We start from the raw sequence: 21286 nt of genomic DNA, 5'->3' as shown, positions 1-21286 counted from the left end.
AACGTTGGCTCCCCAACTGAGTAAGGTGCTGTTTTTATTTGCCCGTCTGTCATTCTTCTTTTTAGCCTTTAAAAAATAAAGGGCTCCGGGACTATGGTGATTTTCAGTGCTTTCAACCATGCTTTTAGAGTCATGACGTGAAGGCTGCCAGCCACATGATAAAACTAAGATCTCCTTTGGGGCTGCCAATGCGCAATCTACTTCTTCCTGTCCTTGTTGCTGCGTTGCTCTTTATTTTTGGCGTATCTATTTTGAATGTGCAATTGTGGTATTCGGCAAAGAACGATAGCCTCGCAGGGGCGCGTTATGCTGTAAGTAATATGAACGTCATCATGGACGAAGCCAGACATGCCAGCGAGATCGCCAGAGATATCTCCCTCAAAGGTTGCGATCGGGAAGGACAATACCGGCTTGGCACCGAGGCCGCGTTACAACCTCATCTCAGGACCATTTTAATTCTCCAGCACGGCGAGACCTGGTGTTCCTCGTTACCGGGAAATCGCACGTTACTGACTGAACCTTTACGAATGCGTGAGCCAGTATTGCAGTTGGTGCCTGCCAGTCAGGTGGTCAATGGACGACCGGTATTGCTGTATCAAACGCCGTTTGCCGCGAGTCAAATTGTTATCACTATAAGCGATCAGCATATCCGTGACGCGCTGAGCACGCCGCTAAAAGGGGTGAGTTATGCATTGATGGTGGGTAATGCTGTGTTGGGGCCCACTGGCGATATACACCTCGCGGAGAAAAAAGAACCTAACGTCGGATACGTTGCCTCGACCACCCTTCCTTACGCCATCAGATTTAACCAACCCCCCATTTTTAGCGTGCACCGGCTGATCAAACAGGGGATGGGAATCGTGATTTTCATCTTTCTGATGTCCTGTATCGCCGCGTATGCACTGGTTAAGTATTTAAATAAAAGCACCACGCCGGAAGAAGCGCTCCGTAGGGCGATCATGAAAGGTGAAATCGTGCCTTTTTATCAGCCGGTAGTTAACGGCAAAGAAGGGACCCTGCGAGGCGTTGAAGTTCTGGCGAGATGGAAACACCCGAAAGCTGGATATATTTCACCGGCGTCATTCATCCCGGTGGCGGAAAAGTCGGGGCTGATTATTCCTTTGACCAAAAGCCTGATGGAGCAGGTCGTCACCCATATGAATGCTATCGCCTCGAAGCTGCCGGAAGGATTTCATGTCGGCATTAACTTTAGCGCCTCACATATTACTTCCCCAACCTTTGTGGAGGAATGCCTGAAGTATAAGGCGCGATTTCACCGAAAAGATTTGAATCTGGTGCTTGAAGTCACCGAGCGCGAACCTTTACATGTCGATGAGCACCTGGTTAAGACGCTGAATGTTCTGCATGAGAATGGTTTTGTTATCGCCCTGGATGATTTTGGCACAGGCTATTCGGGACTTTCTTACCTTCACGATCTACACATTGATTACATTAAGATTGATCAGAGTTTTGTGGCGCGAGTCAGCATGGAAGAAGATTCCACCCGGATTCTGGACTGTGTACTGGATCTGGCACGAAAACTGTCGCTAAGCATCGTGGCGGAGGGCGTGGAAACAAAGGAGCAGGTTGACTATCTGAACCGTAACGATATTACCTTCCAGCAGGGTTACTATTTCTTTAAACCAGTGAACTTCACCGAACTGATAAAAATTATTTTGTCGAAGCCGAAAGTCAAAGTGATCGTTGAATAGGCGCGTTATTTTTTCTGTAAATTTTGCGTATTGATATTATCCACTTCCTGCATCCCTTTTTGCGGGTCAATAAAATAGCATTTCGTCTTTGACGAATAGGCCAGTGATGCCGTCTCGCATTGCGCCAGATCGCTAAACGCGCCAATTACTTCACTTTTCGTTGTGTTATTGGAAAGGGCGAAAATCAGTGCCAGAACGTACATATTCATTCCTTGAATAAATGGCTCATGGAGAGCCAATGTTTTATTGAAAGGAGAATACTACGTAGGGCATGGCGCAAAACAAATTGATAATGTCCGAAAGTCTGATTCCGGATGGGAGCTAACAGAGGGTACACCTCGTCTGGTAAGGCCTGAAGTGACCAATGAGTAGAGTAGCCAGGTTTGCTATGAACGAAGAGGGGAATAATAAACCAAAGTCAGAAGCGCCTGATAAACTCGCTATCACAAGGAATACTCTTTGTTAACCACATCATGAAATACCTGATGGTGATAGGGTTATTTTTTCCATAACAGGAGATAAAACTAATGATTGTAAGAACCTGGCACGGCTGCGTTCCGCTTGAGCATGCGGATGGCTTTGCTAAGCATCTTGAGAAAACAGGAGTCGAGCATTCAAAAAGCATCCCAGGAAACATAGGCGCGTTTGTTCGTAGAGAAACGCAGGGTGGCTGGGAGCATTTTTTTCTTGCTACCTACTGGCAGGATCTCCAGTCGGTAAAGGCGTTTGCTGGAGAAAACTATCACGTGGCGGTCACCTATCCGGATGACGAAGAGTTTGAACTACTTTCTGATCCTTACGTTTTCCAGCATGTTGTTGAATCCTTCTCACCACTTTAATCCTATGTCCGGGGCAACCTGTCCGTAACCCGGAAGTTTAATCACACCCGCACTCATTACTATCATCAACGTCCGCTCCTGGTACGGAGCGGACAGACCAGGCGACCAAAAACAATAGAGCTTTTCGTTGGGCCTGGCAATGGGCCTAAAAGGTTCGGATTTAATGAGTTCTCTTCTGACTTCGCGGGAAAATTGAGGGCACAAAAAAGCCCGCAGAGCTTGTGCTATGCGGGCTTAGTAGACTTTACTGAACTTCAGTACATCAATATTTGGTGGAGCTGGCGGGAGTTGAACCCGCGTCCGAAATTCCTACATCCTCGGTACTACATGCTTAGTCAGTCTTTACATTCGCCTGGCACCTGCGGATTGACACGCCACTACCAGACTAGCCTGATTAGTTTTAACGCTTCAACCCCAGGCAGGGCATCCACGCGATCTCTTTTGGGTTTGACCTCTCTTTGATCCCCGTCTTAAGAGCGGAAGCTAGGGAGAGAGGGCTCAGAGCAGGTTATTAAGCTGCTAAAGCGTAGTTTTCGTCGTTTGCGACTATTTTTTGCGGCTTTTTACGAGGCCAACCGCCCCTCGGCATGCACCTTGGGTTTCGCAAATCCCGTCGAATCCAGAATCAGCCCCAATGTGTTAAGACAAGTATAACAGACTTGTGACAGCCCTTGCCACCCCCAATCATCAGGCATTTACCGCTCGCGCAGCGCTTCTTTGGCTCGATTGAACGGTTTGATTAAATAGTCGACGATGCTTTTTTCCCCTGTTTTTATATCCACTGTCGCGATCATGCCCGGTACGATGGAGAAACGGCGTCCCAGCTTGTTTTGCAGATAGTCCTGATGGGTACGAATAAAAACGCGATAGTAGAAGATTTCCGGCTTCACTTTGTCCTGAATGGTATCCGGTGAAATGGTTTCGACAACGCCTTCCAGCCCGCCATAAATGGCGTAATCGTAGGCGGTGATTTTCACCAGCGCACGCTGGCCTGGGTGGATAAAAGCGATGTCGCGTGGCGACAGACGCGTTTCGATCAGCAGATGATCGTCAACGGGGACGATCTCCATCATCTCGCCGTTTGGCGGGATCACGCCGCCGATCGTCGTGACCTGGATATTCTTCACAATGCCGCGAACCGGCGAGCGGACGGTCAGGCGGGTCACCGAATCTTCGCGTCCCTTAATGATCGCAGAGAGCATTGCCACTTCGGCGTTGGCTTTAGACAGCGCCTCGCGCGCCTGGACGTAATATTGCGAGCGCAGATCGGTGAGTTTAAGGCCAATATCGCTTTTTTGCCGTTGCAAACGCAATACCTCAACGTGGCTCGCAGCACCGCTTTTTGCCAGCCGTTCGGTAATTGCCAGCTCTTTATTCACCAGCGCCAGCGCCTCGTTCAGTTCGGATTGCGCGTCGGCGAGTTGCGCGCGACGACTGGTGTAAAGCCGCGTTTCCGAGGCCAGCAGATCCGGCCAGGCGTTTAGTTCGTCAGAGAAGACCAGCGGCTTGTCGCTAACCTCCGCCGTCAGGCGTTGGCTGGAGGCCAGCGAGGCGCGGTAGCGCGCAGCGCTTTCGCCGACGTTAGACTCCGATCGCGTCGGATCCATTCGCGCCAGAACCTGTCCCGCCTGGACCTGATCGCCTTCATGCACCATCAGTTCCGCAAGGATCCCCCCGTCGAGCGACTGCAACACCTGCTCGCGCGAGCTGGGGATCACCTTGCCGGTGCCGGTTGAGACCTCATCAAGAATGCCGAACCACGCCCATACCGCGAGGATCAGACACAAGATCCCGGTGAGCCAGATGATGCGGCTGGCGCCCGAAAATTCACGCTCGCGGCTGTCGTCGAGCACGTCTTGGGTCGCGTCAGGCTGACTGGTTTTCATTTTTCCACTCCCGCGTGTTGGCCTGCGCGGCCATTCGACTTTGCCCCAGAGCCTGCGCTTTCGGCGCGTCCATCACCAGTTGCCCCTCTTTAAGCACCACTACCCGTTCTACCAGCTCCAGTACCGGTACGCGGTGGGTGGCGACTACCAGAGTGCGGTTGCCAAGCCACTGTCCCAGTCGTTGAATAAACTCGCGTTCGGAATGCTCATCCAGCGAGGCGGTTGGCTCATCGAGCAGGACGATATTGGGGCCGCGCAGCAGCATGCGGGCGAGCATGATGGACTGTCGCTGACCGCCGGATAATCCGCTGCCGCCTTCCATGATCGGATGATCGAGCCCTTTCGGCAGCCGTTTCACGAAGTTGGCCGCACCGCAGATCTCCAGCACGGCGAAAATCTCGTTGTCGCTGGCGTGCGGTGCGCCGAGCGTCAGGTTCTCGCGCAGGGTGCCAAAAAACAGGCGCGCGTTCTGGCTCAGTAGACCAACGTTGCGGCGTAAATCAGCCATATCGATGTGCGGCAGGCTGAGGTTATCGAGACGGGCGTCTCCCTCGACCAGATCCACGCCGCCTGCCAGCGCCTGCAACAGCGTGGATTTGCCCGCGCCGTTGCGTCCGAGCACCGCGATGCGCTCACCGGCGGCGATCTCCAGTCGGTTAATGCGCAGTGGCACCCGCTGGTCTTCACTGTGATAGCGAAACTGTGCGTTCTCGAACAGATAATGACCGTGAAAGATCTCCTGATGCACCAGCGTTTCATCGCGCCGGGTCTCGGTGGGGAGTTCCATAATGCTGTCCAGCCCCTTTTTGGCGGCTTTCACCTGCTGCCAGCGTGCCAGCACGCCGCACAGATTACCCATCGGGGCGATCATCCTTGAGCCAAGCATGGAGGCGGCAACCACTGAGCCGGTGGTCAGTGTGCCTTCAATCACCAGCGGGGCGCCAAACATCACCATCGCCGCATAAACCAGCCCCTGGACGGTCACCCCCCAGTTGATTAGCCCCTGCGACAGTTCGCGGGTGCGCAGTCCGGACTCGGCGGTGATGCGGATATAGCTGTTCCACTGTTGCAGAAACCGGTTCTCCGCCTGCATCAGCTTGATGTCCTCCAGCCCCTGAACGCTCTCCACCAGCACGGCGTTACGCAGCGTGGCCTCGTGCGCCGACTGATTCGCCAGCTCCGCGAGCTTTTTTTGCAACAGCAGACCGGGAAGGATCATCAGCAGCGCGGCGACCGGGGCGATCCAGGCGAGCGGTGGGGCGATGATCGCCAGCACCACGATGAACAGGAAAAAGAAGGGCAGATCCACAATGGTGGAGATAGTGGAAGAGGTCACCATCTCGCGGATCTGTTCCAGCTCGCGTAGCTGCGAAATAAAGCTGCCGGTGGAGCGCGGGATCGCGCTGTTACGCAGGCGCAGCGCGTGACCGAAGACGCGATCCGACACCCGCATATCGGCGCGTTTACCTAACAGATCCATCACATGACCTCGGGCGAGTCGCAGCAGAAAACCGAATAGCATAGCGATCAATACGCCGACGGCGAGGACATACAGCGACGGCCATGACTGTGCGGGGATCACCCGGTCATACACCTGCATCGAGAAAACGATCCCGGAGAGCGACAGAATATTGATCAACAGCGCCGCCAGCATTACCGGGCCATAGGGGCGAAGATCTTTTAGCACCAGGCTTTTCAGCCAGTCGGGTTTGAAACGCGAGACGTAGGCATCTACCCGGCTGTCTTTCACAGCGGAAAGCGGACGTAACGCGATAATAAAACGGACCGTTGGCAGCAGGTCGCGCAGGGCGATCCGGTTGCGCTGGAGTTCTCCATTGATAAAACTGACGTCAAGCTGGTCTTCGCCGTCGAATTGTTCAACCAGCACCAGTTCACCCTCCTGGAGCTGGATCACTACCGGCAGACGCCAGCGGGTGAGAGATTGTTCAGTGGGGGCCAGCGGTTGAAAAGAGAGTCCGGCCTGGCGGGCCAGTTGGCTGAGCGCCTGCTGCATCGGCTTATCCTGAAACCAGGGCGCGCTGGCCTGTAGCGCACCGGGTGAGCAGGCAATACGATAATGGGCGGCAATATGGCTCATTGCCCGCGCCCAGTTGGCCAGCGCCGGTGCGGTGATGCGCTCGTCGTCAGGGATGTCGGCGTGGGTCATGGCTGGATCTCCACAGACTGGATGGTGCGATTTTCCAGACCAAAGGCCTGGCGCATCAGACCGGTGTTGTACAGGCAGTTAAGCTGCAGTTGATGCAACTGACTCTCCGTCTGTAACTGTGCGAAGCGCGCCTGATAAACTTCTTGCTCAGCGTTGAGCACGTCGAGAAGGGGGCGGGAGCCGAGGTCGAGATACTGCTGCTGATACAGCTCGCGCGTTCGCTCGCTCAAGGTCTCCTGCCGCTTTTGGATCTGTAAGGAGGTCGCCAGGTTCATCGCTTCACTGCGATCGGCAAGCAGCTTCTTGCGCACATCCAGCCGGGTGCGCTGGATGGCTGACTGGGCGGATTCCACCGCGTGGCTGGCGGCGTTGCGACGCGCGGTTAAGCCGCCGCCCTGATAAATGGGCATCTCCACTTTGACCCACGCAGAATACTGGGTGCGGTCAACGGACTCATGCCCGGCGTAATTATCGTTGAGATAGTGGCGTACCTCCGGTTCCAGCGAAACTGTCGGCGTCATCTGCGCATTGGCATAGTCAAGATTGGCCTGGGCGACGTTGGCCTGCGCCCAGGCGGCGAGCACCGAAGGCACCAGTTTGTCGTCCGGCGTTGCCAGTTCGCAACTGCGGCCCAGCTTTTGCGGGAAGTCGTTGCTGATGGTGTTAAGGTTTTTCCAGCCCAGCCAGGTCATGAGCGTCGCCTGTGAACTCTCAAGATTGGCCTGATACTGCACAAGCTGGGAGCGCGCGCCCTCAATGCGCGCATCGGTCTGCACCACGTCCGACAGCGAGCTGGCCCCTTCATCGTTGCGCTGATTCGCCAGTCTGCCGATGGCGCTCAGGGCATCCAGTTGCTCCTTTGCCACCGCCACCATCTGCTGCCAGGTTTGCACCTGTACAATAGCGGTCGCCGTTTCATGACTGACTGTATCAATACTGACCAGCACGTTGGCCTGCTCCTGCGCCACGCCAGCGTTTTCGGCCCGCACCTGGCTTGCGACTTTGCCGAAGTCATACAGCATTTGTGAAAGCGAAAGCACCAGCGACGGACTGAATCCGCTGTCGGAATAGCTGTTGGTATAGCCGTTATTCATTCCGGCGTTAACCTGCGGATAGTATTTGGCTTTTGCGACATCGACCTGCTCGATTTGCGCATACAGTTTGCCGACCACTTCCGCAATTGACGGATGCCAGGTGGCGGCACGATTGACCGCCTGAGAGAGAGTCAGTTCGCCGGGGGCGGCGCTGTCGCCGCTGAATGGCATTGGGCCATCAAGCGCGGGCAGTTCCTGTTGTTCAACCCATTGTTGCGGGGCGATGCGAGGCGTTTCCACGGCAGCGATAGCGGGCGCAGCGCACAGATTGCCCGCCAGCCACCAGAAAGTAAGCTGTCGTTTTCCCATTTTTCTTCCCTAATTGCGCGTTGTTTTTGCCCCGGGCGAACGTGCGCCCGGGGTCGTTGTAGGTTCTTTATCAGGTCACAATATGGTTTTGTTCGATAAGCTCCGTCAGCGTGGTTTGTACATTCTCCAGGGTCACCAGTTGTGTGGAGTGGTAAGTGCTGCCCGCCCCGTCACGGTCAATAGAGAGGGTGGTATTGCCGCCACTGGTGCTGACGCTGAGATAGTTGCCCAGCGAGGCGGTTTGTCCGTTCCAGCCCACCAGCAAATCGCCGATATCAATTTTGTCTCCCTGCGCCAGCGAGAAGTTTTTCCAGGTGTCAGCGCCGTTGCCTCCTGTGGCATCGCTGGCGTTGAGCAGGTTGTAGATCAACGTGTCGCCATATACCGATCCCACCAGCACATCGCTTTGTGACGTGCTGGCAACCTGCGGGGCAATATCCACCGTTAGCGTGGCGGTATCGCTATGCCCGTGGGTGTCATTGAGCGTGTAAGTGAATGTCTCCTTCGTGGTTATGGACGAGAGCGCCACACCGTTATTCAGCGTGTAGGTGTACGAGCCATCGGCGCGAATTTGCAGCGAACCGTAATGGCCCTGAATGGTAGTGGTGGCGCTGGAGTAAGGATCGAGCGTGGCGGTACTGCCGTTAAAGCCGGTAATGGTCAGGCGGGTATCGACGGTATTCAACTGATCCATCGCCCCTGCGGAATCGCTGCCGTCAAAGATATTGCCGGTGACGCTGTGCGTGCCGGAGGTTTCGAAGTTATCCAGATCGACCGTCGTACCGGTGATTTTCGGCGTAATAGTCGCTGCGCCTGCCAGGGTGTTATTGCCGGTGAAGCTCAGCGTGTAGGTGCCGCCATCCAGCTCCAGCCCGCTCAGATTGACGGTCACGGTGGCGCCGCCGAGCGTGATATTAGCGACCGGCACGGTGCCGGAGCGAATGATCACCCCATTTTCCAGAATCGACCAGTTAATGGTCAGGTTGCCCAGCGTGACCAGCGTCGAGACATCAAAGACGATGGACGCGCCTTTCAGAATGGTGCCTGCCGCGACGTCAAAGGTTCCGCTGCCGCTACCGGTTCTGCCGAGTACTCCCCAACTGGCGCTACCAACGGTGGAATCCAGATAACTCGCGGTGTCCTGAACGGCCGGGGCCAGCAGGGTATCGCTGACATCGTTCACCGCATCCAGCGGGCGGGCGGTCGGCTGGATATTGAGCGAGGCGGTATCGGTGTCCCCGTTTGGCGCTTTCACCGTGTAGATGAAGCTGTCCGGTGTTTTGGTGCCGTCCGCACCTACGCCGCTTTTCAGGGTGTAGGTGTAGTTCCCTTTCGCATCAATGGTTAACGTGCCGTAGGTGCCGACAATGGTGGTCGTGCCGGTGGCGGCAATCGCCACGCCGTTGACCTGGGTGACCAGCGTGCCTGCGGGGGCAATATCGTCGCTCAACACATTGCCCTGTGTGCTGGTGGTCAGGCTATCAACGCTATAAACATGATCCTCCAGCACGTTCAGGGTATAGCCGGTCAGCGCCGTGACGCCAAACGCCGGGTTCAACAGGAACAGGTATTCACCGCCCGGCAGATTCAGCGTCAGCTTGTCGGATTGACCGCCCAGCAGCGGTGCGTTCAGCCAGTTTTTCTCCACTCGCCATTGCTCAAACTGCTGGGTGACGTCGTTGAAGCGATAGATGTACAGATCGAAACTGGAGGCTATCGCCACGCCACCAATGGAGGATTGCAGCGTCATGGTGCGCGTTGAACCCTGCTCAACGTCGAAAATAATCGGGTTGCTCAGTTTGTCCAGCACGCCCAGATCCAGCACGTTGCCCAGGCTGACGTTGACCACCGTAAAGCCACCCTGCGAGGACGCCCCGTTGTTGATCGCTTCCACATGTGTGTCATAGGGCAGGGTGGCGACGTTGTCCACAGCAGTGACGCTGCTGGCTGGCGCGTCATTGCCGAGGGTAATGACCAGTTTTGCCGAGGCGCTGTTGCCGCCGCCGTTGATGGTGTAGGTGAAGCTCTCTGTCCGACCGATGACCGAGGCCGGGCTGTTCGGGTTCAGCGCGTAGCTGTAGGAACCGTCCTGATTGATCGTCAGCGTGCCATAGACGCCTTGTATGACGTTACTGCCAGCGTTAAGCGTAAAGACTTGCCCGTTGGCGTTAGTGACCGTGGTAACAAGCGTATCCTGCGGCGCGCTGTCGTTATTCAGCACGTTGCCGGTCTGCGGTGTGGCGGTGGTGATGGTACCGGCACTGGTCTCTTCGACGCTGACGTTCAGCGCGGTATAAGAGCCGGTTGCCAGCAGCGCCGTGTTATAGGTCAGAACCCGATAAGTACCGCCCTCCAGTCCGGATACGTTCACCGTGACGCCGCTGCTGCCGAGCGTCAGTAAATTGGCAAACTGCGCCTGCGCGGTGTCGATGACCGTGGTCCACGAGTTAGTCTCAGCATCATATTTCTGGATCGCCACCTCCTGCGTATTCAGCAACGAGAGCACAACCCCGGTAGCGCTGGCGTCGATTACCAGACTGGCGCTGCCGCCGTCCTGAATGGTGAATTCCACGGCTGCCGTATCGTTACCCAACACGTTCGCTACGTTGCCCAGCGCGCCCACCAGCAACAGACCATAGTCGCTCAGTTGCTCGGTGGTGACGGTGGCGCTGGAGGTTAACTCCATATTCTCAACGTTATCGCTGGCCGAGATGGGCAGCGTTGGCGCGGTGACCTGCGTCGGAGTCGAGGCGTTGCCGACGGCGTCCGTGGCGCTGATGCTGATGTTCTCACCGCTGGTCTGTTTGCGATCGAAGGTATAGGTGTAATTGCCGCTGCTGTTGGCGGTCGTGGTTACCGTTAAGCCCGTGCTGAGCGTGATGCTCACCGTACTGCCCGCTTCGGCGGTGCCGCTGATGCTGGCGCCGTCGGCGCTCACCGTGCCCGTTGGCGCAGCCGTGACTGTATCCACCGTGACGGTATAACCTGATGACAGAGTACTGGTGCCGTTGGTGTTAGTGGCCGTAGCGGTGAGGATGTGCGTCCCGTCGGCGATAGTGGCCTGCGGGGTCAGCGACCAGTTACCCTGTGCATCCACGCTGGTGCTGCCAATAGAGACGCCGTCGCTGTACACCGTGATGGTGGAGAACGGCTGGCCCGTCCCGTTTAACAACGGTCTGGCGTCATTGGTGGCCTGACCGTTGGCCACCAGACCGGTGATGGAGCCCACATCGTCCGTCAACGAAGCGATCACCGGCGCACCGGGCAGCCCGCTGAAGGGGGCAATCACGCTGCCGGATGCCCCGATGTTTCCCGCTTTATCCTGGGCGACAACCTGCAGTGTCTCCCCACCGACCTGCGCCGGGTTAATCAGAATGTTAAAGCTGCCGGTGGTGCCGTCCGCCACGCCGGTTCCCAGTACCGTGCCGTTACTGCTGGTGATAGTGACCGTGCTGCCGGCCTCTGCCGTGCCGGTCACATGGCTGCCGTTGGTGATCACCGCCAGACTGGTGGGGGCGCCAGGCGGCGTGGTATCTACCACGATGGTCGATGTCGCCGACGATACGCTGACGTTGCCCGCCGCGTCGGTGGCTTTCGCGGTAAAGCTATGCGATCCCTCCGTCAGTGCGGTGGTTAGCGTAAAGCTCCATGCGCCGTTGGCATCCGCCTGAATCGGGGTTGGCGTGAGTAACGTTGCACCGTCATAGAGCGTGATGAATGCGCCAGGTTCGCTGGTGCCTCGTAGCTCTGGCAGGGTGTCATTGGTGCTTTGCCCGCTGCCGACGGGACCGGTGATATTGCTGACATCATCAAGAATGGTGGTGATCACCGGCGCGGTGGGCGCCAGCGTATCCACCGTGACGGCGAAACTGGCCGCCGGACCGACGTTGCCCGCCGTGTCGGTCGCGGTCACGGCGAGGGTATGCGCGCCGTTAGTCAGGGCGGTGGTAGGGGTGAAGGTCCAGTTGCCGTCGGGGCCAGCAACCAGGCTACCAATGACCGTGCCGTTATCAGTAAAGGTTAGCGTGGCGCCTGGCTCTGCCGTGCCGTTAAGCGTTGGGCGAGTGTCATTGGTGCTCTGATTGGGTGACAGATTGCCGGTCTGCGGCGCGCTGTCATCGACCACTGAGGTGATCACCGGCACCAGCGGCGCGGTGGTATCTACCGTGACGGTGAAGCTGGCTGAAGGGCCGACGTTACCGGCGGCATCGGTGGCGGTAAAGGTCAGCGGATGATTCCCCTGGCCCAGATCGCTGGTGGGGGTAAAGGTCCAGGTTCCGTTCGCCTCAACCGTCACGCTGGCGAGGAAAACGCCGTTGTCCGCGATGCTGATGGTGGTTCCCGGTTCACCGGTGCCGGTGAAAGCAGGACGCGCGTCGTTAGTCGTTTGACCGTTGCTCAGACTGCCGGTGACCGGGCCAACGTCATCCTGCACATTGCTGATGATTGGCGCGCCGGGAGAGACCGTATCGACCGTCAGCGTAAAATTCGCCGACGTGGGCCCGGTATTACCCGCGCTGTCGGTGGCAGTGACCCGAAGCGAGTGGTCTCCCTGGGAAAGCCCGTCCGGCCGGTAGCTCCAGCTTCCGCCTTCGGTCACGTTAGCAGTACCAAGCAGAACGTTGCCATCGTAGACGTTAATCGTGCTGCCTGGCTCGCCGGTTCCGGTAATGATCGGGCGGGTATCATTGGTGCTTTGCCCGCTGGTGATCGCGCCGGTTCCTGGCGTCACGTTATCGGTGACGCTGACGATAACCGGCGCTACGGGCGCAACGGTATCGACGATCACAGTAAAGGCGGCGCCAGGGCTGACGTTACCGGCGGCGTCTGTGGCGGTTACGTTGAACGTGTGTGAGCCATTGCCCAGCGCGGTGGTGGGTGTAAATGTCCAGGCGCCTGTACCGTCAGCCTGCACGGTGCCTAACAGTGTGGAGCCGTCAAAAACACTGACGGTGCTGTTCGCTTCAGCGGTTCCGGTCAGCGTTGGTCGCGTGTCGTTGGTGCTTTGTCCGTTGCTCAGCGAGCCACTATTGGGGGCGATATCATCCGTAACGGAACTGATGACAGGGGCGGATGGCGCCTGCGTGTCCACGGTCAGAGAAAAGGCGGCGGACGGACCTTCGTTTCCAGCCGCGTCCGTAGCCGTCACGGTCAGATTGTGTGGGCCGCTGCTTAACGGGTTATCCGGTGAGAGCGACCAGCTTCCGTCTGCGCCTGCCACCACGCTACCAACGGCGAGTCCGCCGTCATACAGCGTAACGGTGGAGCCCGGCTCTGCCGTTCCCCGGAGGGTTGGCTGAGTATCATTGGTGCTTTGCCCGTTCGCCAGTACGCCGGTTGACGGGGTGGTATCATCGGTGACGCTTTGAATCACCGGAACCCGTGGCGCGGTGGTATCGACGTTCACGGTGTACGCAGCAGAAGGCGCGCTGACGTTACCCATTGCATCGGTGGCGGTGACGGTAATCGCATGTGAGCCTGTGGCAAGCGTCGGAGAGGTAAAACTCCAGCTACCGTTAGTGACCTGCGTGGTGCCGATTTTCACCCCATTGTCATAGACGGTAATCGTACTGCCTTCTTCACCACTACCGGTAAAGGCAGGCGTAGTGTCATTAGTGCTGCCGCCATTACTGATGACGCCCGTTTGCGGCTCGCTGTCATCGGTTGCCGAGGCAATGAGCGGCGCAAGGGGTGGCGTGGTATCCACCACCACGACAAATGCTTCTGACGCAACGCTGGTATTCCCTGCCGCATCGGTGGCAGTGATGGTCAGATTGTGGCTGCCTTCCCCCAGACCGGTGGGAGGCGTAAAACTCCACGTGCCGTTGACGACCTGTACCTGACCGACTGGCGTACTGCCATCATAAATCGTGATGGTTTCGCCGTTGGTACCGTTTCCGCTCAGGGTGGGGCGGGGATCGTTGGTTGTCTGCCCGCTGGTCAGCGTTCCCGTACCCGGAGCGACATCATCCGTCACGCTGCCAATCGACGGTTGTTCTGGTGGAGTGAGATCGACGGTGATGTTAACCACGGCGGACGCTTTGCTGCCATCCACGGTATCGATAACCTCGAAGGTGTGCAGGCCTTCGGTTAACGTGGCTGTGGATGTCCAGTTCCAGTTGCCGTTCTCGTCAACCGGGACGTTTGAGGCGACAACGACGCCATCGACCAGAATATCGACGGTTGAGTTCGGTGTGGAAAAGCCGCGCAGCCCCGGCTGCGTATCGTCAGTGGTTTGTCCGCTCTTCAGATCGCCCTGGAGGGGGCCGGTATCATCAACGATGGCGCTGATGACCGGCAGCCCGGTGCCGGAGCCGGTAAAGTTAGTGGGATCGCTGTTGTTACCGGCGGCATCCTGCGCCGTAGCGGTCAGCGAATTGACGCCCGTTTGCGCTGGCGTGACCTGAATCTGGAACGTACCGTCCGTTGCCACGCCTGTACCAATAACATTGCCGTCGGTATCGCGGATCGTCACCGTGCTGCCGGTTTCCGCCGTGCCGCTGACCGTTGCGCCATCGGCTGTGATCGTTACCTCTTCCGGTGCCGCCGGTTTAGTCAGATCGACATTCAGCGAGATAGAGGCGGAAGGCGTGCTGACGTTCCCCGCCGGATCGGTGGCCGTTGCCGTCAGCGTGTAATTGCCTTCGGTGAGCGGCGAATCCGGAGTGATCGTCCAGTTTCCTGCGGAATCGACTTCAGCCGTGCCAATCACCGTGCCGCCATTCGACAGAGTGATGGTGCTGCCGGGTTCGCCGGTGCCGCTAATGGGTAACTCGGGCTGATTGGTGACTGCCGGACTGCCCAACGAGGTGATAAACGGCGCGTCGGGCGCCTGAGTATCAATGGTGATGCCAATCGCGTCCGACGGCTGACTGGTGTTACCTGCGGCATCTTTTGCCGTCACGGTAAAGTGGTAGCTGCCTTCGACCAGTTCGCTATCCGGAGTGAAGCTCCAGACACCATCAATGACTTCGGCGGTGCCAATTGGCACGCCGTTATTCAGAATGGTGACAATGCTACCCGTATCGCCCGTCCCACTCAGGGTTGGGGTGGTGTCATTAGTCTGCTCACCGTCGCTCAACGGTCCACCGTCATCGCTGACGGTCAGCGTCGGCGTACCAGGGGCCTGGGTATCAACACGCACAATGCGATCCGGAGACGTGCTGCTGTTACCGGCAGGATCGGTCGCGGTCACCTGGATGATGTGGTCGCCCTGCGACAGCAGTGGCGACGGGAGGCTCCAGTTCCCGGAATTATCAATCACCAGTGATGGCAGCTCGACGCCATCCAGCGTGATAGTGATCGTGTCACCGGGCGTACCGCTTCCGCTCAGCAGCGGTCGCGTATCATCGGTGTACTGACCGTTATCGAGAGTGCCGGTCTGATTGCCGACGCGGTCAATGACGGTCAGGTTGGGTACGGCAGGTGGGGTGGTATCTACCAGAATGCCGATCGGCGCGGAAGGTTCACTGATATTGCCCGCCGGATCGGTGCTGGTGAGGGTAAAAACATGGTCGCCTTCATCAAGGGCATCCGACGTGTAGCTCCAGACGCCGTTAGTCACCGTGACGGTGGTAACCAGATCGCCATTGTCGTAAATGCTGATGATATCGCCATCTGTTCCCGTACCGCTCAGAACCGGCTGGGTTTCCCGGGTCGCCTGGCCGTCGGTGAGTGGGCCATTTGCGCCATCCGTCAGCGTCGGCGCAGGGGCATCTGGCGCGGTGATATCCACCGTAATGGTAATCGGAGAGGATTTCTCGCTGGTATTGCCCAGAGGATCGCTGGCGGTGACGCGCAGCGTGTGGTCGCCTTCACCGAGCGCAGGAGTCGGGGTAAAGCTCCAGCTACCGTTTTCCGCAACTTTTGTTGTGCCAATGATCGCCGTTCCGTCATACACCGTAATGGTGTCCCCGGCGGTGCCGCTTCCGCTTAACACCGGCTGCGTGGCGTCGGTTACGTCGTTGTTCGTCAGCACGGTGCCCGCATTGCTGCCGGTGTTATCGGTCAGGGTGACAACCGGAATCGCGGGCGGCGTGGTATCGACGGTAATGGTGATGGGGGCAGACGGTGTGCTGGTCTGGTTTTCCGCATCGGTCGCGGTGACGGTGAAGGTATGGTCCCCATCTCCCAATGCAGGTGTCGTGAGGGTCCAGCGCCCGTCGCTGCCCACGGTGGTGGTTCCCGCCAGCGGGATACCTCCCTCCAGAATGGTGATGGTTGCGCCGGGTTCACCGGTACCGTTGAAGGTCAACGTGTTGTCGTCCGTGCGCTGGCTGTCACTCAGATTGCCTTTCTGTACGCCGGCATCATCGATAATCGCACTGACGACGGGGGCGTCTGGCGCTGTGATATCCGGGGCCGTAACGTCAGTTGGCTGGCTGGTATTGTTCGCGGCATCGGTGGCGGTCAGCGTCAGCGTTTCGCCGTTAGCCTGTGGTGGTGTAAGAGCGATATCGAGAGAACCGCTTGCCGGAACCGGATCGGAGACCCCCAGCGTATTGCCATTGCTGTCTTTAATCGTGATCACGCTGCCTGGTTCAGCGGTGACCGTCAGCGTACTCCCGTCTTCCGAAACCACGCCTGTGGGGGGCGGCGGCGCTGTGGTATCCGGTGCGGTAACGTTGGCAGGCGTACTGTTCTGGTTTGCCGGATCGATCACCGTGGCGGTCAGCGTTTCACCATTGGTTTGTGGCGTGTCCAGCGTGACGGTGAAATTACCCTCGCCGTCAGTTTGACCATTGCCAATCGGGTTGCCATCTGGATCGCGAATCGTCACGGTGCTGCCGGGCTCCGCTGTCCCCGTTACGGTCGTGCCATCATCCGAAACGTCCAGATTTCCGGCGGGCTGCGGCGGGGTGGTGTCCGGGGCGAGAGTCGTCGCCGGAGGACTGCTCAGATTCGCTGGATCTTTGACGATGGCCGTTAAAATTTCACCATTGGTTTGTGGCGGGATCAATGTGACAGTAAATGATCCGTCGGGTTGAACCTGTTCAGATCCCAGCGGGGTGTTGTCGTTGCCGTAAATCGTCACCGTTGTGCCGGGCTCGGCGGTGCCGGTCACCGTTGTTCCATCATCAGAAACATCCAGATTGCCTGCTGCCTGCGGGGGCGTGGTATCAGGCGCTGTCGCATTAGCAGGCGAACTGTCGTTCCCCGCTTTATCCGTGGCGGTTGCAGTCAGAACCTCCCCGTTTAACCGTGCCGGATTGAGCGCGAAGCTGAATTTTCCTTCGCTGTCTGCGGTCACGGTGCCGAGCGTGGTGCCGCTGGCGTCAGCAATGGTGACTTTACTTCCCGCCTCGGCGTTGCCGGTTAGTACGGTTCCGTTTTGCGAGATGAGCAGATTGTCGGGGGCAGCCGGTGGGGTCGTATCCACGGTGACCGCAAATTCTATCGTGCGACCGCTGACGCCGTCCTCTGTGGTCTGTGTGGCCGTGTAGTTGTGCAATCCTTCAGGCACACCGCTCAGCTCGAATGACCACGTGCCATCGTCAGCATTCGCCGTTCCGATAGCGATACCATTTTCATAGAGGGTCACCAACGCGCCGGGTAGCGCAGTCCCTGTGAGAGTAGGGGTGGTATCCCTGGTGAACTGACCGCTGCCTAACGTCACGGCGGTGGGTTGCGTATCATCAATGATGCCGGTAATGGCGGGGGCATCGGGGAAACCTGAGTCGGAACCGAGGAAGGAGGCTTCATCGCCTGCGTTGCCGGCGGCGTCAGAGATGTCAGCATAGAGTTGTTCGGAATCGGTTTGCGCCGAGTTGAGGCGAACGGTAAACCGACCGGTATCATCGACCTGAAAGGTGGCGAGGATAGTATGTTGGCTGTCGAAAATAGTGACGACGCAACCCGCCTCTGCGATCCCTGATACCCATAACCCATCTTCGGAAATCATTAACCCGGAGACCTCATCCGGGGCAACGGTATCGACGGTAAAGACGAAATCGCCGGAGATGGCGCTGGTATTGCCATTTTCGTCCGTGGCGGTGGCGGTCAGTACATGTTCGCCTTCGGAAAGCGGGAGGTCGGGTTTATAGCTCCAGTTTCCTTGTCCATTGACGATAACGGTCCCCATGACCTGCCCATTGTCATAGAGGGTGATGACGGAGCCCGCTTCACCGGTGCCGGAAATGACGGGCTGGCTGTCGTTGGTGCTCTGGTTTTCCTGAATCGCCCCCGTAATAGCGGAGACAGCATCTGTTGCGCCGGCAATCACAGGGGCTGTCGGTGGTGTGGGATTTTCCCCGCCCGGAGGGCTTGTGTTGTTATCGCCGCCACCGTTATTTCCACTTCCGTTATTTCCGCCCCCATCCCCCGGCGTGCTGACGTTACCGGAACCCTCACCAGGATTGCTGTTGTCGTTATCATGATGACTACTGCCCCCACCTCCCGAAGACGCAATGGCCGCGATCCCACCCGCAGCAACTGCGCCACCCAGCACCCACGGCCAGATAGCACCGCCTTCGTGAGATTCACCTGCGGTAACCAACAGATCGTCAATACCTGTAATTTGTTCAAAATGCAGGCCGCTTTCTGGGTTTTCCACCCACCACAGCGCACCGTGGCTGTCTTCAAGCACCAGTTGGCTGGCCCCCTGATCGTTCGCCACATAGAAATTTTTAACGGTCAGTTTTTCACCGGAAGTAAAAGTGATCACCAGATCCTGATTCACGCGAGTGAACTGACTGATGTCGTTACGCTCTGCGGATAATTTCACAATGGAAGGGGCATTAAGTGTGACTTCAGAGGCTTCGACATGGGTGGAAACGCCCGTCAACTTAGATATAACGGCGAGAAGACGCATAGGTTCACTCCTGATGGCTTTCTTTATACATTTATTCTTTAAAATCACTGGGCAGGGAAAAATGCAGACGAGCGATCCCGTTCATCATGTGGATGAATTCTTGCCGGTGATTTCAATGTTGTGGCCGTGCAGATGAAAGTTTCTGTTGTGCTAAATGACCCTTTTTTTATTCACTGGTACTTTTGTATTAGATGATATAGTCAGAAAGGACTCATTCTGCAAATTAACGTATATTTTCGATTTGTTTAGTTGCGGTGAAATATATACGGTTTTGCACCAGTTGGTGAAGTGAAACGGTAAGGAGTGGAGAGTGCGTGTGATTTATCTAAATGTATTAAAAGGACTTTTTTGTTTTTGTTAGTCAGGGTGGGTAATGATTTCTCACACAAATTGTATTGGTATTTTAGAGTTTTAAAAAGGTAAAAAAATTTGTTTGAAGTATTTAATAATTGGGCTATGGACGTAATGTGAATGACACTGAAAATATATTCTTATCAGTTTTACGTTTCTGGGAAATAGCAATAATAAAGAAGAGAATATATTTTTGGAGATTCAACAGGTAAATAATTATGACCTATCCCGAATGAGAGATAGGTCACATAATACAGGGTTAGCGTCCGGCATGTTTCATAATGCGCGCTTTATCCAGTTGCCATTCGCGATCTTTCAGGTCAGAGCGCTTGTCGTGTTGTTTCTTACCTTTCGCCACGCCAATTTTGACTTTGCACCAGGCATTCTTCCAGTACAGAGAAAGGGCGACAACAGTGTAGCCTTCACGATTTACGCGGCCATACAGCGAGTCAAGTTCACGCTGATTCAGCAGCAGTTTACGGGTTCGGGTCGGATCGCAAACGACGTGGGTAGACGCCACCGCCATCGGCGTAAAGTTGGCGCCAAACAGGTACGCTTCGCCATCTTTGAGGATCACATAGCTGTCGCCGATGTTGGCCTTGCCGGCGCGCAGGGATTTTACTTCCCACCCCTGCAGGGCGAGACCCGCTTCGAACTCTTCTTCGATAAAGTATTCGTGTCGTGCGCGCTTGTTTAGCGCGATGGTGGCTGAGCCAGGTTTGTGTGCTTTTTTCTTCGTCATAGTGCCGCTCAGTATAGGTAATCTGGAATCGAAAAACACCCCATTTCATCCTGCAGGGGGCAAGAGGATATCTTAGCATGAACAAGGTTGTACCCTGTTGTGGGATAGCGTTTTTTTTAGCGTGGGATAAATGGTATTATTTGTTCGATTTTTGTTGATGGAAAGAGCTATGCCGCAGATTAGTCGAACCGCATTAGTGCCTTACAGTGCGGAACAGATGTATCAGTTAGTGAATGATGTTCAGTCTTACCCCCAGTTTCTACCGGGTTGCACCGGCAGTCGCGTCCTTGAGTCAACGCCGGGACAGATGACGGCTGCGGTGGATGTCTCGAAGGCGGGGATCAGTAAGACGTTCACCACACGAAATCAGTTAACCCGCAACCAGAGTATCCTGATGCAACTGGTCGACGGTCCGTTCAAAAAGCTGATTGGTGGTTGGAAATTTACTCCGCTGAGTGCGGATGCTTGCCGCATTGAGTTTCATCTTGATTTTGAGTTTACCAACAAGCTGATCGAGCTGGCGTTTGGCCGTATCTTTAAAGAGCTGGCAGCCAACATGGTGCAGGCTTTTACGGTTCGCGCCAAAGAGGTCTATCGTGTCGCCTAAGATTGTTATTGAGGTAGCCTATGCGCTGCCTGAAAAACAGTACCTGCAGCGGGTGACGTTACAGCCTGGCGCAACGGTCGAAGAGGCTATCCGCGCATCGGGGTTACTGGAACTGCGTACCGATATCGATCTGACGAAAAATAAAGTTGGTATCTATAGCCGTCCGGTCAAACTGGCGGATGTGTTACAGGATGGCGATCGGGTGGAAATTTACCGTCCATTGATAGCCGATCCGAAAGAGTTGCGCAGACAGCGGGCAGAGAAATCAGCGAAAAAATAGCCGAACCAGGGCAAAGAGTCGTAACAAAAAAGGTGCTCAGTGAGCACCTTTTTTAATATCTGAAGACCCGCTTATTTGTTGTCGGTCAACGCAGGTTTGTTATCAATGTTGGTCAGTACGCCGCTGCTGTTGAAAGTTAACGTCAGCGTTTGCTGCGTGACGCCTTCATGGCCCGGCTGTTGACGGAACACATAGAACCAGGTGTTGGTACCAAACGGATCGGACATCATTGGTGTACCCAGTGCATAGGCAACCTGCTGTTGCGTCATGCCCACACGGATTTTGGATACATCGTTCGCGGTCAGATAGTTCCCCTGGTTGATATCAGGGCGGTAAACCACTCGCTCCAGAGTGGAACAGCCTGCGGTCAACATCAATAATACTGCTGCTGCAGCAGTCAGCGTTTTACAGCGCATGTGATTTGATTCCTTTTCGGGCCCGAGCAGTACGTGGCTCATATGTAATATGCCGATGATAATAGACCTTTCA

General features: G+C 56.3%; 11 protein-coding genes and 1 other RNA gene. 4 read left to right on the top strand and 8 right to left on the bottom strand.

Features of this window, described 5'->3' with window-relative positions:
* Positions 1–188: 188 nt before the first annotated feature.
* Positions 189–1712 (top strand): EAL domain-containing protein, encoded by a 1524-nt coding sequence (locus tag QNN88_RS20865; protein ID WP_414241880.1) that lies wholly within the window; start codon positions 189–191, stop codon positions 1710–1712.
* A gap of 5 nt (positions 1713–1717) precedes the next feature.
* On the opposite strand, the gene QNN88_RS20860 is transcribed toward QNN88_RS20865, so the two are convergent.
* Positions 1718–1915 carry a hypothetical protein gene (locus QNN88_RS20860; RefSeq protein WP_414241879.1) on the bottom strand — a complete coding sequence of 66 codons (198 nt, stop codon included), beginning with the start codon at positions 1913–1915 and terminating at the stop codon, positions 1718–1720.
* Between the two features lie 324 nt (positions 1916–2239).
* Here QNN88_RS20860 and QNN88_RS20855 point away from each other — a divergent pair, with 324 nt between their 5' ends.
* Positions 2240–2551 carry a hypothetical protein gene (locus tag QNN88_RS20855; protein WP_414241878.1) on the top strand — a complete coding sequence of 104 codons (312 nt, stop codon included), beginning with the start codon at positions 2240–2242 and terminating at the stop codon, positions 2549–2551.
* A gap of 270 nt (positions 2552–2821) precedes the next feature.
* On the opposite strand, the gene ssrA is transcribed toward QNN88_RS20855, so the two are convergent.
* From ssrA to smpB, 6 genes are all read right to left on the bottom strand, one after another.
* Positions 2822–3184, bottom strand: a transfer-messenger RNA (tmRNA) gene (gene ssrA / locus QNN88_RS20850).
* A 62-nt stretch (positions 3185–3246) separates the two neighbouring features.
* The gene (locus QNN88_RS20845; RefSeq protein WP_414241877.1) at positions 3247–4437 is read right to left on the bottom strand and encodes an HlyD family efflux transporter periplasmic adaptor subunit; all 1191 of its coding nucleotides are present in this window, start codon (positions 4435–4437) and stop codon (positions 3247–3249) included.
* Entirely contained in the window at positions 4418–6604 is a 2187-nt protein-coding gene (locus tag QNN88_RS20840) for a type I secretion system permease/ATPase (RefSeq protein ID WP_414241876.1), read from the bottom strand. Before QNN88_RS20840 ends, QNN88_RS20845 begins: the two co-directional genes overlap by 20 nt.
* Complete coding sequence (locus tag QNN88_RS20835; RefSeq protein WP_414241875.1) at positions 6601–8007, bottom strand: TolC family outer membrane protein; 1407 nt, start codon at positions 8005–8007, stop codon at positions 6601–6603. The genes QNN88_RS20840 and QNN88_RS20835 overlap by 4 nt, the downstream gene beginning before the upstream one ends.
* 70 nt (positions 8008–8077) lie before the next feature.
* Positions 8078–18817 (bottom strand): BapA/Bap/LapF family large adhesin, encoded by a 10740-nt coding sequence (locus QNN88_RS20830; protein WP_414241874.1) that lies wholly within the window; start codon positions 18815–18817, stop codon positions 8078–8080.
* A 610-nt stretch (positions 18818–19427) separates the two neighbouring features.
* Positions 19428–19910, bottom strand: coding sequence for an SsrA-binding protein SmpB (gene smpB, locus QNN88_RS20825; RefSeq protein WP_046498167.1), 483 nt, complete (start codon positions 19908–19910; stop codon positions 19428–19430).
* Positions 19911–20079: 169 nt separating this feature from the next.
* On the opposite strand from smpB, the gene QNN88_RS20820 reads away from it, so the two are divergent.
* Both QNN88_RS20820 and QNN88_RS20815 read left to right on the top strand, forming a co-directional pair.
* Positions 20080–20517, top strand: coding sequence for a type II toxin-antitoxin system RatA family toxin (locus tag QNN88_RS20820; protein WP_414241873.1), 438 nt, complete (start codon positions 20080–20082; stop codon positions 20515–20517).
* Positions 20507–20797 carry an RnfH family protein gene (locus QNN88_RS20815; RefSeq protein WP_414241872.1) on the top strand — a complete coding sequence of 97 codons (291 nt, stop codon included), beginning with the start codon at positions 20507–20509 and terminating at the stop codon, positions 20795–20797. Before QNN88_RS20820 ends, QNN88_RS20815 begins: the two co-directional genes overlap by 11 nt.
* Before the next feature lie 71 nt (positions 20798–20868).
* On the opposite strand, the gene bamE is transcribed toward QNN88_RS20815, so the two are convergent.
* Positions 20869–21213: an outer membrane protein assembly factor BamE gene (gene bamE, locus QNN88_RS20810; protein ID WP_045446389.1), complete on the bottom strand. Its 345-nt coding sequence runs from the start codon at positions 21211–21213 to the stop codon at positions 20869–20871.
* Positions 21214–21286 lie beyond the last annotated feature (73 nt).

It is taken from the genome of Citrobacter sp. ANG330, from assembly GCF_047467925.1.
GTDB classification, from domain to species: Bacteria; Pseudomonadota; Gammaproteobacteria; order Enterobacterales; family Enterobacteriaceae; genus Citrobacter_A; species Citrobacter_A amalonaticus_G.
The sequence above is the reverse complement of the archived record's forward strand: the minus strand, read 5'-3'. Positions and strand labels throughout refer to the sequence as shown.

Excerpts from the sequence above, each read along its gene's own strand:
- QNN88_RS20865 (WP_414241880.1), top strand. The coding sequence starts at position 189 with ATGCGCAATCTACTTCTTCCTGTCCTTGTTGCTGCGTTGCTCTTTATT.
- QNN88_RS20860 (WP_414241879.1), bottom strand. The coding sequence starts at position 1,915 with ATGTACGTTCTGGCACTGATTTTCGCCCTTTCCAATAACACAACGAAA.
- QNN88_RS20855 (WP_414241878.1), top strand. The coding sequence starts at position 2,240 with ATGATTGTAAGAACCTGGCACGGCTGCGTTCCGCTTGAGCATGCGGAT.
- QNN88_RS20845 (WP_414241877.1), bottom strand. The coding sequence starts at position 4,437 with ATGAAAACCAGTCAGCCTGACGCGACCCAAGACGTGCTCGACGACAGC.
- QNN88_RS20840 (WP_414241876.1), bottom strand. The coding sequence starts at position 6,604 with ATGACCCACGCCGACATCCCTGACGACGAGCGCATCACCGCACCGGCG.
- QNN88_RS20835 (WP_414241875.1), bottom strand. The coding sequence starts at position 8,007 with ATGGGAAAACGACAGCTTACTTTCTGGTGGCTGGCGGGCAATCTGTGC.
- QNN88_RS20830 (WP_414241874.1), bottom strand. The coding sequence starts at position 18,817 with ATGCGTCTTCTCGCCGTTATATCTAAGTTGACGGGCGTTTCCACCCAT.
- smpB (WP_046498167.1), bottom strand. The coding sequence starts at position 19,910 with ATGACGAAGAAAAAAGCACACAAACCTGGCTCAGCCACCATCGCGCTA.
- QNN88_RS20820 (WP_414241873.1), top strand. The coding sequence starts at position 20,080 with ATGCCGCAGATTAGTCGAACCGCATTAGTGCCTTACAGTGCGGAACAG.
- bamE (WP_045446389.1), bottom strand. The coding sequence starts at position 21,213 with ATGCGCTGTAAAACGCTGACTGCTGCAGCAGCAGTATTATTGATGTTG.